Origin of the sequence: Cellulosimicrobium sp. SH8, assembly GCF_025818875.1 — a bacterium.
Classification (GTDB): Bacteria; Actinomycetota; Actinomycetes; order Actinomycetales; family Cellulomonadaceae; genus Cellulosimicrobium; species Cellulosimicrobium cellulans_D.
This window is the reverse complement of sequence record NZ_JAMXMH010000007.1, coordinates 1-15,527: the sequence shown is the minus strand read 5'-3', so window position 1 is coordinate 15,527 and position 15,527 is coordinate 1. Positions and strand designations below refer to the sequence as shown.

The following is a 15,527-nucleotide window of genomic DNA, read 5'->3' as shown; positions in this document are numbered from 1 at the left end:
ACACTGCGCAGCGTGTCGGAGGTCGGTGGAGCCATGTGCGCGCCAGGGGTTACGTTCGCCCTACCTCGGTCCTCGACGGAGAGGACCGGCTCCCCGAGGTGAGGTGGCGACGATGCCCAGCGAACCTGCGGTGCGGACCGGACCGACGGCGGCGACCCCGCCGAAGGCGCAGAACGGTCACCGGGCGGCAACCCCGCGCGACGCACGAGCAGACCGGAAGACCATGGCGCACGACGTGCGCCCGGACACGCCCGCCGCCCGGCGCGCGGGTGCTCCGGGCAGCCCGCCCCGCACCGGTGACGCTCCCCGGGACGTCGGGGACACGCCGTCGGGCACGACCCCGACCCTGCGCCTGCTGACCGAGGACGGCACGCGCCTCCCGGACCCCGAGCTCGACCGGTGGCTCGCCGACCTCGACCCCGCGGCACCCGACGACGACGCGCGCGAGGCCGCCCGGACGACGCTCCTGCGGCTCTACGAGGACATGGTCGTCGCGCGGCGCATCGACGCGGAGGCGACGGCCCTCCAGAGGCAGGGCGAGCTCGCGCTGTGGCCCCCGCTGCTCGGTCAGGAGGCGGCCCAGGTCGGCTCGGCGCGCGCGCTGCGCGACGACGACTTCGTCTTCTCCTCCTACCGCGAGCACGCCGTCGCGCGCGTGCGCGGCGCCGAGCTCGTCGACCTCGTGCGCGTGTGGCGCGGCGTCGCGGTCTCCGGCTGGGACCCGTACGCGATCGGGATGGCGTCGCCGCAGGTCATCATCGGCGCGCAGACGCTCCACGCGACGGGCTGGGCGATGGGCGTCCAGAACGACGTCGACGCCGGCCGTGTCGACGCGTCCGCCGGGCTCCCCGTGGGGGTCGCGTACCTCGGCGACGGCGCGATGAGCCAGGGCGACGTGAACGAGGCGTTCGTCTTCGCGTCCACGTACCGCTCGCCGGTCGTCTTCTTCTGCCAGAACAACCAGTGGGCGATCTCCGAGCCGGTCGCGCTCCAGTCGCGCGTCCCGCTCGCCGACCGCGCGCGCGGGTTCGGCATGCCGGGCGTGCGCGTGGACGGCAACGACGTGCTCGCCGTGCTCGCCGTGACGCGTGCCGCGCTCGACCGGGCCCGCCACGACGGCGGCCCGACGCTGATCGAGGCCGTCACCTACCGCATGGGCCCGCACACCACCGCCGACGACCCGAAGCGGTACCGCGACGCGGCCGAGGTCGAGAAGTGGACCGGGCGCGACCCGCTCGCGCGGTTCGAGGCGTACCTGCGGTCCGTCGGCGTGCTCGACGACGCGGGGGCGGCCCGGGTGCAGGGCGTCGCCGACGCCGCGGCGGCCGAGCTGCGCGCCGGGTGCGTCGCGCTCACCGACCCGCCGCCGCTGTCCCTCTTCGACCACGTCTACGCCGAGCCGCACCACGCGCTGGAGCGCGAGCGCGCGGAGTACGCCCACTACCTCGCGTCCTTCGGGGACGACGACGGCTCGGCCGGGGACGACGGCGCGGGTGGGCCGGGCGCCGCGGGCGACCGGGCGGCGTCGGGCACGGGGGCGACCGCGACGGGGGTGGCGCGATGAGCACCCTCACCGTGGCGAAGGCGCTCGGCGCGGGGCTGCGCCGCGCGATGACGGACGACGACCGCGTGGTCGTCATGGGCGAGGACGTCGGCCGGCTCGGCGGCGTCTACCGCGTGACCGACGGGCTCCAGGCAGAGTTCGGGCCGCGGCGCGTGCTCGACACGCCGCTCGCGGAGTCCGGGATCATCGGGACGGCCGTCGGGCTCGCGTACCGCGGCTACCGGCCGGTGTGCGAGATCCAGTTCGACGGCTTCGTGTTCGTCGCGTTCGACCAGATCCTGTCGCAGCTCGCCAAGATGCACGCCCGCACCGGCGGGAACGTGCGCCTGCCGATCACGATCCGCATCCCCGTCGGCGGCGGCATCGGCGCGGCCGAGCACCACTCCGAGTCGCCCGAGGCGCTGTTCGCGCACGTCGCGGGGCTGCGGGTGGTGTCGGTCGCGAACCCGCAGGACGCGTACACCGTGCTGCGCCAGGCCGTCGCGTGCGACGACCCGGTGATCTTCTTCGAGCCCAAGCGGCGCTACCACCTCAAGGGCGAGGTCGACCTCGACCCGGTCGACCCGCTGCCCATGGACCGGGCGCGCGTCGTGCGGGAGGGCCACGACGTCACGCTCGTCACGTGGGGCGGCCTCGTCGGGACCGCGCTCGACGCCGCCGTCGCCGCGTCCGACGACGGCGTGTCGGTCGAGGTGATCGACCTGCGCTCGCTCTCGCCGATCGACCACGACACCGTCGCGGCGTCGGTCCGGAAGACCGGGCGGGTCGTCGTGACGCACGAGGCGCCGCGGCAGGCCGGGCTCGGCGCGGAGATCGCCGCGACCGTGACCGACCGCTGCTTCGAGTACCTCGAGGCCGCGCCCGTCCGCGTGACCGGCCACGGCATGCCGTACCCGCCCGCCAAGCTCGAGGGCCACTACCTGCCCGACCTCGACCGCATCCTCGACGGCGTCGACCGCGTCCTGGGTCGGGTCGAGCCGTTCGTGCCGTCGTCCGTGCCCGACGCCGCGGCGCCGGTCGGGGCTCCCGCGTCGCGCGGCGCGACCCGCACCGTCGAGGCGGTGGCCCGATGATGACGATGCGCGAGTTCCGCCTCCCCGACCTCGGGGAGGGCCTCACCGAGTCCGACATCGTCAGCTGGCACGTCCACGCGGGCGACCACGTCGAGCTCAACCAGGTCATCGCCGAGGTCGAGACGGCCAAGGCACTCGTCGACCTCCCGTCCCCGTACGCCGGCGTGGTCGCGTCCCTGCACGCGGAGGAGGGGCAGACCGTCATGGTCGGCGCCCCCTTGGTGACGTTCGAGATCGACGACGGCACCCCTGCCGCCCCGACCCGGGACAGTGCCCCTCCCGCGACACCCCAGGCTGCCGAACCCGGGGTCGCTCCTCAGACGGCTGCTCCCGTGAGGAGAGACCCCGGACTCGGCGAGCCGGGGGACGACGACGGGCCAGAGCCGAACCTCGTCGGGTACGGGGCCGCGCCGGAGCGTGCGGGCAGGCCCACGCGCCGCCGTCGGGCCCCTGTGGCTGCTGCCGGACGCGAGCCCGAGCCGGCCGAACCCGGGGTCGCTCCTCAGGCGGTCCCGATCCTGGGGACGGATCCCGGGCTCGGCGCGCGAGGGGACGACGGCGGGGCGCGCGGCCGGGCCGGCGAGCGGCCGCGGTCGACGCCGCCCGTCAGGGCGCTCGCGAAGAAGCTCGGCGTGCGCATCGACCGGGTCGCGGGGACGGGGCGGGACGGCCTCATCACGCGCGACGACGTCCTCGCGGCGGTGAGCTGCCACCGCGACGTCGCGCGGCAGCCGCGCGACGTGCACGGCACGCTCGCCGCCCCGACCGCGCGGACCGCGACGCTCGCCGCGTCGACAGCGCGGGCCGCGACGCCCGTCACCCCGACGGCGCCGACGGGCGAGAGCGGAGAAACGGCCCCGGGAGGTGCTGGCCGAGGGGCCACGTCTCCCCTCTCGGGGGCCGTCGGTGCCGACGCGAGGGCCGGGCTCGAGCCCGAGGTCGTGCCGGTGCGGGGGGTACGCAAGCACACCGCGGCGGCGATGGTGGCGAGCGCGTTCACCGCACCGCACGCGACGGTGTTCCTCACGGTCGACGTGACGCGCAGCGTCGAGCTCCTGGAACGCCTGCGGACCCATCGCCTCGCGCGCGGCGCGCGGATCACCGTGCTGGCGCTCGCGGCCCGCGCGCTGTGCCTCGCGCTGCCCCGCCACCCCGCGCTCAACAGCGCGTGGCACGACCTCCCGGACGGCACCGCGGAGATCGTGCGGCACCGCCGCGTGCACCTGGGCATCGCGGTCGCGACGGACCGGGGGCTGGTCGTGCCGCACGTCCCCGACGCGCAGGACCTCGACCTGCCCGACCTCGCCGCCGCGCTCACCGACCTCACGGTCACGGCGCGCGAGGGTCGCACGACGCCCGAGCGACTCACCGGCGGGACGATCTCGATCACCAACGTCGGCGTGTTCGGCGTCGACGCGGGGACGCCCATCCTCGTGCCCGGCGAGGCGGCGATCCTCGGCCTGGGCGCGGTGCGGCGTCGGCCGTGGGAGCACGACGGCGAGGTCGCGCTGCGCGACGTCGTCACCCTGAGCCTGTCGTTCGACCACCGCGTGGTCGACGGCGAGCAGGGCGCGCGCTTCCTCGCCGACCTCGGCGCGCTGCTCGAGGACCCGGCCCTCGCCCTCCTGGCGAGCGGTCCGGTGCCCACGGGCGGGACCGCGCCCGGCCGAGCCCTGGATTCCTCCCCAGGATCAGCCTCCGCTGGGGAGCGATCCCGGGTTCGGCAGGGAGGGGTGACCGGATGACGGTCCTGACGAGCGCCGTCGAGCCCGGGTCGGATGCGGCCCGGGCGAACGACGCCGCGCAGCGGGCGCTCTCCGGCGAGCTGCGGGAGCGCACGGCGGACGTCGCGCGCGGGGGACCGGCGTCGGCGCGCGACCGGCACGTCGCGCGCGGCAAGCTGCTGCCGCGCGACCGCGTCGACCGGCTGCTCGACGAGGGCAGCCCGTTCCTCGAGATCGCGCCGCTCGCCGGGTACGGCGTGGACGACGGCGCGTGGCCGGCTGCCGGGGTCGTCGCCGGGATCGGTGTGGTGAGCGGGCGGCAGGTCATGGTCGTGTGCAACGACGCGACCGTGAAGGGCGGGACGTACCACCCGCTCACGGTGAAGAAGCACCTGCGGGCGCAGGAGATCGCGCTCGAGAACCGGCTGCCGTGCGTCTACCTCGTCGACTCGGGCGGCGCGTTCCTGCCCCGGCAGGCCGAGGTGTTCCCGGACCGCGACCACTTCGGCCGGATCTTCTACCACCAGGCCCGGCTCTCGGCGGCGGGGATCCCGCAGATCTCCGCGGTCCTCGGGTCGTGCACGGCGGGCGGTGCGTACGTGCCGGCCATGAGCGACGAGACGGTGATCGTGCGCGACCAGGGCACGATCTTCCTCGGCGGGCCGCCGCTCGTGAAGGCGGCCATCGGCGAGGTCGTCACGGCCGAGGAGCTCGGCGGCGGCGAGCTGCACGCGCGCCGGAGCGGCGTCGTCGACCACCTCGCCGACGACGACGAGGACGCGCTCGACACCGTGCGCCGCATCGTCGCGACGCTCCCGCCCGACCCCGCACCTGCGTGGAACGTCGCAGCGAGCCTGCCCCCCGCCGTCGGCCACGATGACGCCCGCGCGTCCGGACCGGGGACGACGAGCCGGTCCGGCGAAGGTCTGTACAGTGCCGTCCCGACCGATGTACAAGCACCGTACGACCCGCGCGAGATCATCGCGCGACTCGTCGACGGCAGCCGGTTCGACGAGTTCAAGCGCGAGTACGGCGACACGCTCGTCACCGGGTTCGCGCGCGTCCACGGCCACCCGGTGGGCATCCTCGCGAACCAGGGCGTGCTCTTCGGGGCGTCGGCGCTCAAGGGGGCGCACCTCATCGAGCTGTGCGACCAGCGCGGCATCCCCCTGCTGTTCCTGCAGAACATCTCCGGGTTCATGGTCGGCACCGACGCCGAGGCAGGTGGCATCGCCAAGGACGGCGCCAAGATGGTCACGGCCGTCGCGACGACGCGCGTCCCGAAGCTCACCGTGATCGTCGGCGGGTCGTTCGGCGCCGGCAACTACTCGATGTGCGGGCGCGCGTACTCGCCGCGGTTCCTGTGGTCGTGGCCCGCGAGCCGCATCTCCGTCATGGGCGGTCCGCAGGCCGCGTCCGTGCTGTCGACCGTCAAGCGCGACCAGCTCGCCGCACGCGGCGAGACGTGGGACCCCGACGAGGAGGCCGCGTTCTCCGCCGGCATCCGCGCCGACTACGACGAGCACGGCAGCCCCTACTACGCGACCGCGCGCCTGTGGGACGACGGCGTGATCGACCCCGCCGACACGCGCCGCGTGCTCGGCCTCGCCCTCGGCGTGTGTGCGCGCACGCCCCTCGCCGAAACCTGGACCGGTGACCGGTTCGGCCTCTTCCGGATGTGAGCCGATGACCTCCGACACCCCCCACGAGGCGACGGCCCGGCCGGCGGACCGGCCGTCCGAGCGCCCGGCGGACCGGCCGACTGCCCTACCCGGCGGCGATCCCGGGTTCCGCACGGTCCTCGTCGCCAACCGTGGCGAGATCGCGTGCCGCGTGATCGGCACGCTCCGGCGCCTCGGTGTGCGCTCGGTCGCCGTCTTTTCCGACGCTGACGCCGACGCTCGCCACGTGCGCGAGGCCGACGTCGCCGTCCGGATCGGTCCCGCGCCCGCCACGCAGAGCTACCTCGACGTCGACGCCGTCGTCGCCGCGGCCGTCGCGACCGGCGCCGAGGCGGTCCACCCCGGCTACGGCTTCCTGTCCGAGAACCCTGCGCTCGCCCGCGCGTGCGAGCGCGCGGGCATCGCGTTCGTCGGGCCCGGCGTCGACGCGCTCGAGGCGATGGCGGACAAGCTCGCCGCCAAGCGCATCGTCGGCGCCCGGGGCGTGCCGGTCGTGCCCGGCGCGGGCGAGCCCGGGATGTCCGACGACGACCTGCTGGCCACCGCGCGCGACGTCGGGTTCCCGCTGCTCGTCAAGCCGTCCGCCGGGGGCGGCGGCAAGGGCATGGTCGTCGTGCGGACGGCCGAGGGCCTGCCGGGTGCGCTCGCGTCCGCGCGTCGCGTCGCCGCGTCGTCGTTCGGCGACGACACGTTGCTGCTCGAACGGCTCGTCGAGGCACCGCGCCACATCGAGGTGCAGGTGCTCGCCGACGCGCACGGGACCGTGGTCCACCTCGGCGAGCGCGAGTGCTCGCTCCAGCGGCGCCACCAGAAGGTCGTCGAGGAGGCGCCCTCGCCGCTCCTCACCCCCGCGCAGCGCGCCCGCATGGGCGCGGCGGCGTGCGAGGTCGCTCGGTCCGTCGGGTACGTCGGCGCCGGGACGGTCGAGTTCCTCGTGCCCGCCGCGTCGCCCGACGCGTTCTTCTTCATCGAGATGAACACGCGGCTGCAGGTCGAGCACCCCGTGACCGAGATGGTCACCAGCCTCGACCTCGTCGAGCTCCAGCTCCGCGTCGCGGCGGGCGCGCCGCTCGGCGTCGCCCAGGACGACGTCGTGCTGCGCGGCCACGCCGTCGAGGCGCGCCTCTACGCCGAGTCGCCCGAGCGCGGGTTCCTCCCGGCGACCGGCTCGGTCCTGGTCTACGACGACGACGGCGTCCCCGCCGGGCCCGGCGCCTCGCCGCTGCGCCTCGACTCCGGCATCTCCGCCGGCGCGGTCGTCGGGGGTCACTACGACCCGATGCTCGCGAAGGCCGTCGCGTGGGGCGAGTCCCGCGACGAGGCCGTCGACCGGCTCGACGGGCTGCTCGCGCGGACGGTCGTGCTGGGGGTCGAGACGAACACGGCGTTCCTGCGGTCTCTGCTGGCGGACGGTGACGTACGGGCGGGACGGCTCGACACCGGGCTGATCGACCGGCTCGTGTCTTCTGGTTCGTCGTCGGGGTCTGTGGTCGGGTCCGGTGAGGGGTCGGGGGGTGTGCGCGCCGTCTACCATCCGCGCCCTCGTTCCTCGGGCGCTCCCGCCAGGCCCAGCCACGACGGCGCGCACACCCCCCGACCCCTCACCTCTGCGGTCGGCTCGCCCGCCGAGCACGACGGCGCGCACACCCGCCGTCCCCTCGCCTCGGAGGTTGGCTCGCCCGCCGAGCACGACGGCGCGCACACCCGCCGTCCCCTCGCCTCGGAGATTGGCTCGCCCCTCGAGCACGACGGAGCACACGCCCCTCGGGTCCTCACCCCGGAGGTCGGCTCGTTGTCCGACGGCGTCGCGTGGGCCGATCTCGTGGCCGCAGCGCTGTTCGCGACAACCACGCGCCGTGCCGAATCCGGGGTTGTCGACAGGTTCGCTGACGATGTGCGCGACAACCCCGGGTTCGGCGGGGCGGCGGGGACGGGCGAGGACGATCCGTGGCGGGTCAGGGACGGGTGGCGGCTCAACGCGGCCGCCGCTCCGCGGTTGGTCGTGCTGGTCGATGGCGCCGGTGGTGGGCACGAGGTGCGGGTCTCCGGGTCGGCGCGGGACGCCGTCGTGCAGTGTCCGCCGGCGCGCGACACCGACGGCGGGTGGGGACCCGGCGCCGGGCGACCGCGTGAGGTGCGGGCGTCGATCGAGCGCGACGCCGGGGCCGACGGCGCGTGGTGGCTCACCGTGGACGGCGTCCGGGAGCGGGTGCGGCTCGCGCTCGACGTGCCGCCCGCCGACGGCGAGCCCGCGACGGTGTGGCTGTGGCGCGACGGGCGGACCGTCGCGCTGGCCGCGCCGAGCCGGGAGCAGCGCGCCGCGCGGGCGCGGGACGAGCGGCGTCGGGCCCGGGGGGACGCGCCGGGGGCGACGGACCCCGAGGTGCGGGCCGCCATGCCGGGCACGGTCGTGACGGCCGTCGCGGACGGCGAGCCGGTCGCCGCCGGGGACGTCCTCGTCACGGTCGAGGCCATGAAGATGGAGCACCCGCTCCTCGCCCCGCACGACGGCGTCGCGACGGTGCGCGTGCGCCCCGGCGACCTCGTGCGCCGGGACCAGGTGGTCGCCGTCGTCCACCCCCACGACTCCGGCGCGGCACAACCCGCCGCCCCGGTTCCGCAACCCGACACCCAGGGAGCATCATGATCGAGGCCGACGTCCTGCTCGACGACGAGCAGCGGAAGCTCAGCCAGGTGGTGCGCGACTTCGCGGACAGCGTCGTCGCGCCCGCCGCCTACCGGTACGACACGGAGCGCCGCCTGCCGATGGAGATCATCGAGCAGATGGGGGAGCTGGGGCTGTTCGGGCTCCCGTTCCCGCGCGAGATCGGTGGCCAGGGCAAGGACTACGTGTCGTTGTGCCTCGCCGTGGAGGCGCTCGCGCGCGTCGACCAGTCCATCGCGGTGACGCTCGAGGCGGGCGTCGGGCTGGGGATCGTGCCGATCTTCCGGCACGGCTCGCGCGAGCAGCAGGAGCGCTGGCTGCCCGACCTCCTCGCCGGGCGGGCGCTCGCGGCGTTCGGGCTCACGGAGGCCGACGCCGGCTCCGACGCGGGCGGTACCCGCACGACCGCGCGGCTCGACGGCGACGAGTGGGTGATCGACGGGTCCAAGCAGTTCATCACCAACTCGGGGACGCCGATCACGAGCCTCGTGACCATCACGGCCGTCACGGGCGAGCACGTCAGCCAGGACGGCGAGGTGCGCAAGGAGCTGTCGAGCATCGTCGTGCCGGCGGGGACGTCCGGGCTGGAGGTCGGGCCGGCGTACGACAAGGTCGGGTGGCACACCTCCGACACGCACCCCCTCACGCTCACCGACGTCCGGGTCCCGGGGGACAACCTGCTCGGCGAGCGTGGCCGGGGGTACGCGAACTTCCTGCGCGCGCTCGACGAGGGCCGCATCGCGTTCGCCGCGCTGGCGACCGGTGCCGCGCAGGGCTGTCTCGAGGAGGCGCTGCGGTACGCGAAGGAACGGGTCGTCTTCGGGCGGTCGATCGGCGAGAACCAGCACGTCGCGTTCACGCTCGCGCGCATGCAGGCCCGTGTCCACACGGCCCGGCTCGCGTGGCTCGACGCCGCCCACAAGCTCGTCGCGGGCAAGCCGTTCAAGGCGGAGGCGTCGGTCGCGAAGCTCGTCGGCGGCGAGGCGGCGATGGCGAACGCGCGCGACGCGTCGCAGATCTTCGGCGGCTACGGCTTCCTCAACGAGAACCCGGTCGCCCGGCACTACCGCGACGCCAAGGTGCTCGAGGTCGGCGAGGGCACCACCGAGGTGCAGCTGATGATCATCGCGAGGAGCCTGGGCCTGTCGGGGTAGACCGGCGCTGCCGAACACGACGTTGCTGTCGTTCTGGGCAGCCATACCGACAGCAACGTCGTGGTCGACGGCGGGGGACGTCGTTCTCGGCGGACGGCAGCAGGCGGGTGGTCCAGGACGAGGGAGGAGCAGTATGCGCGAGGTGGTCCAGCGGGGTCTGTACTACGACGAGCTCGAGACGGGCGTGGTGTACCGCCACCGGCCCGGCCGCACGCTCACGGAGGCGGACGACGTCGTCTTCTCCACGCTCACGATGAACCACCAGGCGCTGCACCTCGACGCCGCGTGGGCCGCGACGCAGCCGTTCGGGCAGCGCCTCGTCAACTCGATGATGACGCTGTCCACGCTCGTGGGGCTGTCGGTCGGGCAGGTCACGCAGGGCACGATCGTCGCGAACCTCGGCTTTCGCGAGGTCGAGTTCCCGAAGCCGCTGTTCCACGGCGACACGCTCTACGCGGAGACGGAGGTCGTCGAGAAGCGGCTGTCGGCGTCCCGCCCGGGGCAGGGCGTCGTCACGCTGGAGCACCGCGGACTCAACCAGGACGGCGTCCTCGTCGCGCGCGCCGTCCGCACCGCGCTCTTCTGGACCCGCGCCGCCCACGAGGCGGCGTCGGCGGCGGTGCCCGACGGCGCCGGGTCGCCGGGGGCGTCCGCCGCACCCGTGGCCGGGCACCCCGGACCTGCCGAACCCGGGATCGCTCCCCAGCCCGGCGCCCGCGTGGGGAGGGATCCAGGGCTCGGCGGCGAGAGCGGGCCCCACGACCCCGTCCTGGAGCGCGGCGACGAGGAGAGCGCGTGGTGAGCGACGCCGTCGGCGCGGACCGCGCCGTGACCGACGACGCGGGGTCGCTCAGGTTCCGGCTCGGGCCGGCGCTGCTGTTCTGCCCCGGCGACCGGCCCGACCGGTTCGGCAAGGCCGCCGACCGCGCCGACGCGGTGATCCTCGACCTCGAGGACGCCGTCGCCGCGCCGGCGAAGGCTGCCGCCCGGCGGGCGGTCGTCGAGGCGTCCGCGACGCTCGACCCGGCGCGGACGGTCGTGCGGGTCAACGCCGTCGGGACGCCGGAGCACGCGCTCGACGTCGCGGCGCTCGTGGACACGCGGCTACGGACGGTCATGGTCGCCAAGGCCGGGCCGGAGCTGCTGGGGTCGCTCGGCGCGCTCGCGACCACCCTCCCGGGCGTCCGGGTCCTCGCGCTGTGCGAGACGGCGGCGGGCGTCGTCGCGGCGCCGGAGCTCGCCCGGCGGCCCGAGGTCGTCGCGCTGATGTGGGGTGCGGAGGACCTCGTCGCGTCGCTCGGCGGGACGTCGAGCCGACGCCCGGACGGGTCGTACCGCGACGTCGCGCGGCACGCGCGGTCCGCGGTGCTCCTCGCTGCCGGCGCCGCGGGCAAGGCCGCGGTCGACGCGGTGCACGTCGACGTGGGCGACCTCGACGGGCTGCGGGCCGAGGCGGACGACGCCGCCGCGTCGGGGTTCGCGGCGACCGCGTGCATCCACCCGAGCCACGTCCCCGTGATCCGCGCGGCCTACGCCCCGACGCCGGACCAGGTGGAGGCGGCACGCGCCCTGCTCGACGCGGCGGCCGCGAACCCCGGCGGACGGGACGCGGTCTTCACGCACGACGGCCGGATGGTCGACGGCCCTGTGCTGCGCCACGCGGAGGCGGTCCTGCGCCGGGCGGGCACCTGACCGGTCGCACGATGGGGACCGGTCCCCATGCCAGGTCGGTGCGGCGCGTCGGGGGTGCCGCATAGCCTCTCCCCGTGACCGACGCGAACCCGCAGAGCCCGCAGAACCAGCACTGGACCGAAGGGTTCCCGCACCTCGCCGACCGCGCCGCGACCCTCCTCGGCATCGACGTCGCGACGGTCGCGCGCCACAACAAGGTCGTCCCGGGTGGCTTCCACGTGTGGACCCCGGGCCGCGGCGGGGCGCAGGCGATCGTCGGCTTCGACGGGTCGGCGTACGTACGCGAGTCGTGCTTCACGCAGGCCCAGCTGGTGGAGGCGTTCCACGCGGGCCACCGCAACGACGCGAACGCCGCGACCCTGCCGGTGAACCACGCGGCGTCGGCCGTGGCCTCGATGGTCGGGATCCTGCGCGGCGACCCGGCGCAGCCCGCGACGCCCACCGGCCCGAGCGAGGCGGAGCTCGCGGAGCTCGTCGGCGGCGCGTTCGAGCAGACGACGCCGGACGAGATCGCGGACCGGCTGCGCGCCCGCGGCAAGGGCGCCTTCGTCGTCGTCGGCGTGGACCGCGCGCACGGGCCGGGCCACTGGTACGTCGCGTACTTCGACGGGGACGACGTGCTCGCGCTGGACCCGGTCGCCAACGGTCGCACCGCGTGGCCGCCGCCCGCGGCGGACGCCGTGCGCTGGTGGGCGGACGGGACGCCGACGACGGTGCCCGCGCAGGTCGTGCTCGACGTCCGGTCGGCCACGGGTCGCCGCGTGTGGACGCAGACGACGCCGTTCCTCGCCCCGACGGCGCAGTCGTTCCTGGACTGGGTCGCGACGCTCCCCGCGGAGAAGGTCGTGACGGGCTACCAGGTCTGGCACGGCTTCTGGTGGGTCGTCCTCTCGGCGTCGGGCGACGACCTGCGCGTCGCCGTCACGGACCTCACGAAGGACGGGATCTCGACGCTCACGTGGGACGTCGACCCGATGCTCGACACCTACCGGCAGCAGCGCGAGATGGTCGCCTTCTGCAAGGTCGGCTCGAAGAGCACGCGCTTCACGGAGACCGTGCTGGTCTACAACGACGTGTACGACGCCCCGGAGATGTACGTCGAGCGCACCGGACCGGTGGGCGACGGCGCGTCGGGGTGGGTCGTGAAGTCGATCGCCGCGCAGCCCCGCGGCGGGCTCCTCCCCGTGCCCGCGCACGAGCTGTACCGCCGGGCGCCGCACCTCGTGCGCTACCTCTCGCTCCCCGAGGGCTTCCGGGCGGTGTGGGCGAAGAACCGGACGAACCAGATCTGGAACCCGGACGGCGAGCTCGTCTGGGACGCCGACGCGCGCGACGCGGCGAAGGCGGCGGAGGCGGGTGACGCGTCGGCGAGCGCGACCGCGGAGGGGGCGCCGACGTCGGGCACGCCGCGCCCGCGCGGCAGCGTCGCCTACGAGGCGGCGCGCGACGTGCTCGACGACCGCGCCGTGAGCCGGGAGCGGGCCCTGGCCGCGGCGCACGGGCTGCGCGACGCGTTCGTCCGCAACGAGCACGTGATCGGCCTGCTGCCGGGCGACGCGGAGCAGGTGCTCGTCGACACGTACCGCAGGGCCGACGCGGGCGGGGCGGACGCGGTGTCGCGCGAGGCGGCGACGTCGTGGGTGCGCGAGGCGTACTTCCGCCGCCTGCCGCTCGCCGTGGAGGCGGCCGAGCGGGTCGACCGGCTCGCCGAGGACGACCCCGACGGCGGGGCGCACGTGCTGCGCGGGTGGATGCGCTACAACGGCTACGGGTTCGCGCAGGACGCCACGGCGGCCGTCGCCGACCACGAGGAGGCGGCGCGCCGCGGGAACGCCGACGCGCTGTTCGAGCTGTCCGTCCTCACCGCGACGGGCCAGGGCGCGCCGGTGGACGAGGCACGCTCGCGCGCCTTCCTCGAGCAGGCCGCCGACGCCGGCCACCCCCGCGCGCTCTACAACCTGGCGGCGGAGCACGCGACGGGTCGCGGTCGTCCCCGGGACTCCGCGCGGGCCCTGGAGCTCTACCTCGCCGCGGGCGACCGGGGCAACGGCCGCGCGGCGTTCACGGCGGGCGTCATGATGCTCACGGGGGACGGGTCGCTGCCCGACCCTGTCCGCGCCGGCCGGGCGTTCGCGCTCGCCGAGGACCTCGGGTTCGACGTGCGCGACGCCGCCGCGCAGTTCCCTCCGCAGCTCGCCGAGCAGGTCGTCGGAGCGCTCGCGGCGGGCTGACCGGACAAAATACCCCCGCGGGCCGTTCCACTTGCGGGCTCGGGCATCGTATGGTCACTCGCGTGAACGTCTACGTCGTCCTGTCCCGCAGCCGTACGGTCCTGTCCCGGACCATCGCGCTGGCGACCCGCGACGAGTTCACGCACTCGGCCCTGGCTCTCGACCCGGGGCTCGACCTCATGTTCAGCTTCGGGCGACGTCGGGCCGGGAACCCGTTCGTCGGGTGCTTCCGACGCGAGCGGTTCGACGACGGCCTGTACCGCGGCATGGACGTCGTGCCCGGGGTCGTGCTCGCGGTCCCCGTGACGCCGGAGCAGCACGAGGCGATCCGGGTGCGGATCACCGAGTTCCTGCTGGACTCGCACGCGTTCTCCTACAACGTGCGCGGGCTCGTCGGGGCCCGCTTCGGGCGCGGCCACGAGGCGGAGGACCGGTTCTTCTGCTCCGAGTTCGTCTACCACGTGCTGCACGGCGCCGGGGTGTGCGACCTCGGCGTCGAGCGGTGGCAGGTGCGGCCGCAGACGCTGCTCGACCTGCCGGGCCGCGTCGTCTTCCGGGGCGACCTCAAGGACTACGTCGCGGCGCACGGTGAGCTCGAGACGCTCCCGTCGCTCACGTTCGGCCACGCCCGCGAGCGCGTGCTCGGCTGAGCCCTCTCAGGGGCGGTCGGCCCCGGCGGCGAGGTGCGCGTTGACGCGTCCGAGGAGGTCGAAGAGCTGCGCCCGTTCGGCCGGGGAGAGCGGCGCCATGACCCGGTCGTTGACCCCCGCGAGGATCGCGTCCAGCTCGTCGAGGCGGCGCTCTCCTGCGGGCGTGATCGACACGACGTTGCGGCGCTTGTCCGCCGGGTCAGGGGTCCGCTCGACCCAGCCTCCGGCGCCGAGCTCGTTGAGGACGGCGACGAGGTCGCTGCGGTAGACCCTCGTGCGGTCCGACAGGGCCGACTGGCTCGCGGGGCCGAGCTCGGCGAGGGCGGCGAGCACGACGAAGTGGTCCTTGTGCGCGCCGACGGCCCGCAGGGCGTCTCCGGCGACGCGACGGGTCTGGGCCGCGGTCATGCCGACGAGGCGGGAGAGCTGTCCCGTGAGCCGCGCCGGCGTCTCGTCGCCGCGGTCGAAGCGGAGGTCGTCCTCGGTGTCCACGACCTGATCCTACCCTTGCGTTAGTCGCTCTAACGATCTAGGTTTCGTGAGAGGGGCGAACGTTAGTCGCTCTTACGATATGAGGAGGAGACATGACCACGACCGAGACGCTCGTTCGCGAGCTCGCCGACCGGGCCGAGCTGGCCGACCTCGTCGCCCGCCACAGCCTGTGGATCGACGAGCGCCGGTACGACGAGACCGACCGGCTCTTCACCGACGACGTCGTCGTCAGCTCGCTGCGCGGCGAGTCACGGGGCCTCGACGCGCTCGTCGCGCTCGTGCGACGCGGCCACGACGGCTACGCCCGCACCCTGCACCACAAGGGAAACCTCGTCGTCGAGATCGACGGCGACTCTGCGACGGTGCGCGCGCACGACCTCGCCGTGTTCGTCGTCGACGACGCGACCGAGTCGATCGCGGCCGCGGTCCACCGCTACGGCGCGCGACGCACCGAGGACGGCTGGCGGCTCGACCGCCTGGAGGTCACACCCGTCGCGCTGACGGGCGCGCTCGTGCGAGCGCTCTAGGTGTGATGTCCAGGGAGGTTGGTCAGCCGGCTGACCGGCGGCTGGTTGCCGATCGCGCTGTGGAGCCTGTGGT

General features: G+C 75.1%; 11 protein-coding genes and 1 pseudogene. 11 read left to right on the top strand and 1 reads right to left on the bottom strand.

From position 1 onward, the window contains the following. The first annotated feature begins 112 nt into the window (after window positions 1-112). From NF338_RS10925 to NF338_RS10880, 10 genes and pseudogenes are all read left to right on the top strand, one after another. Window positions 113-1,564 (top strand): thiamine pyrophosphate-dependent dehydrogenase E1 component subunit alpha, encoded by a 1,452-nt coding sequence (locus NF338_RS10925; protein WP_264030796.1) that lies wholly within the window; start codon window positions 113-115, stop codon window positions 1,562-1,564. Beyond that, complete coding sequence (locus tag NF338_RS10920; protein WP_264030795.1) at window positions 1,561-2,637, top strand: alpha-ketoacid dehydrogenase subunit beta; 1,077 nt, start codon at window positions 1,561-1,563, stop codon at window positions 2,635-2,637. Before NF338_RS10925 ends, NF338_RS10920 begins: the two co-directional genes overlap by 4 nt. Further along, entirely contained in the window at window positions 2,634-4,382 is a 1,749-nt protein-coding gene (locus NF338_RS10915) for a dihydrolipoamide acetyltransferase family protein (protein ID WP_412846625.1), read from the top strand. The genes NF338_RS10920 and NF338_RS10915 overlap by 4 nt, the downstream gene beginning before the upstream one ends. After that, window positions 4,379-6,043: a carboxyl transferase domain-containing protein gene (locus NF338_RS10910; RefSeq protein ID WP_264030794.1), complete on the top strand. Its 1,665-nt coding sequence runs from the start codon at window positions 4,379-4,381 to the stop codon at window positions 6,041-6,043. Before NF338_RS10915 ends, NF338_RS10910 begins: the two co-directional genes overlap by 4 nt. A 4-nt stretch (window positions 6,044-6,047) precedes the next feature. Then, window positions 6,048-8,690, top strand: a complete 2,643-nt coding sequence (locus NF338_RS10905) for a biotin carboxylase N-terminal domain-containing protein (RefSeq protein WP_264030793.1) — start codon at window positions 6,048-6,050, stop codon at window positions 8,688-8,690. Further along, complete coding sequence (locus NF338_RS10900) at window positions 8,687-9,862, top strand: acyl-CoA dehydrogenase family protein (protein ID WP_264030792.1); 1,176 nt, start codon at window positions 8,687-8,689, stop codon at window positions 9,860-9,862. Before NF338_RS10905 ends, NF338_RS10900 begins: the two co-directional genes overlap by 4 nt. Before the next feature lie 133 nt (window positions 9,863-9,995). Further along, window positions 9,996-10,469 (top strand): annotated as a pseudogene (locus tag NF338_RS10895) (MaoC family dehydratase); the annotation flags it as partial. Between the two features lie 191 nt (window positions 10,470-10,660). After that, the gene (locus NF338_RS10890; protein WP_412846622.1) at window positions 10,661-11,554 is read left to right on the top strand and encodes an HpcH/HpaI aldolase/citrate lyase family protein; all 894 of its coding nucleotides are present in this window, start codon (window positions 10,661-10,663) and stop codon (window positions 11,552-11,554) included. A gap of 74 nt (window positions 11,555-11,628) precedes the next feature. Next, on the top strand, window positions 11,629-13,785 hold the full coding sequence (locus NF338_RS10885) for a tetratricopeptide repeat protein (protein WP_264030791.1): 2,157 nt from the start codon (window positions 11,629-11,631) through the stop codon (window positions 13,783-13,785). 62 nt (window positions 13,786-13,847) lie between these two features. Continuing rightward, window positions 13,848-14,435: a hypothetical protein gene (locus NF338_RS10880; protein WP_087470716.1), complete on the top strand. Its 588-nt coding sequence runs from the start codon at window positions 13,848-13,850 to the stop codon at window positions 14,433-14,435. Between the two features lie 6 nt (window positions 14,436-14,441). Here the strand turns inward: NF338_RS10880 and NF338_RS10875 are convergent, their stop codons facing one another. Beyond that, window positions 14,442-14,927: a MarR family winged helix-turn-helix transcriptional regulator gene (locus NF338_RS10875; RefSeq protein ID WP_264030790.1), complete on the bottom strand. Its 486-nt coding sequence runs from the start codon at window positions 14,925-14,927 to the stop codon at window positions 14,442-14,444. Between the two features lie 92 nt (window positions 14,928-15,019). Between NF338_RS10875 and NF338_RS10870 the strand changes: the two genes are divergently transcribed. Continuing rightward, entirely contained in the window at window positions 15,020-15,454 is a 435-nt protein-coding gene (locus tag NF338_RS10870; protein WP_264030789.1) for a nuclear transport factor 2 family protein, read from the top strand. Window positions 15,455-15,527 lie beyond the last annotated feature (73 nt).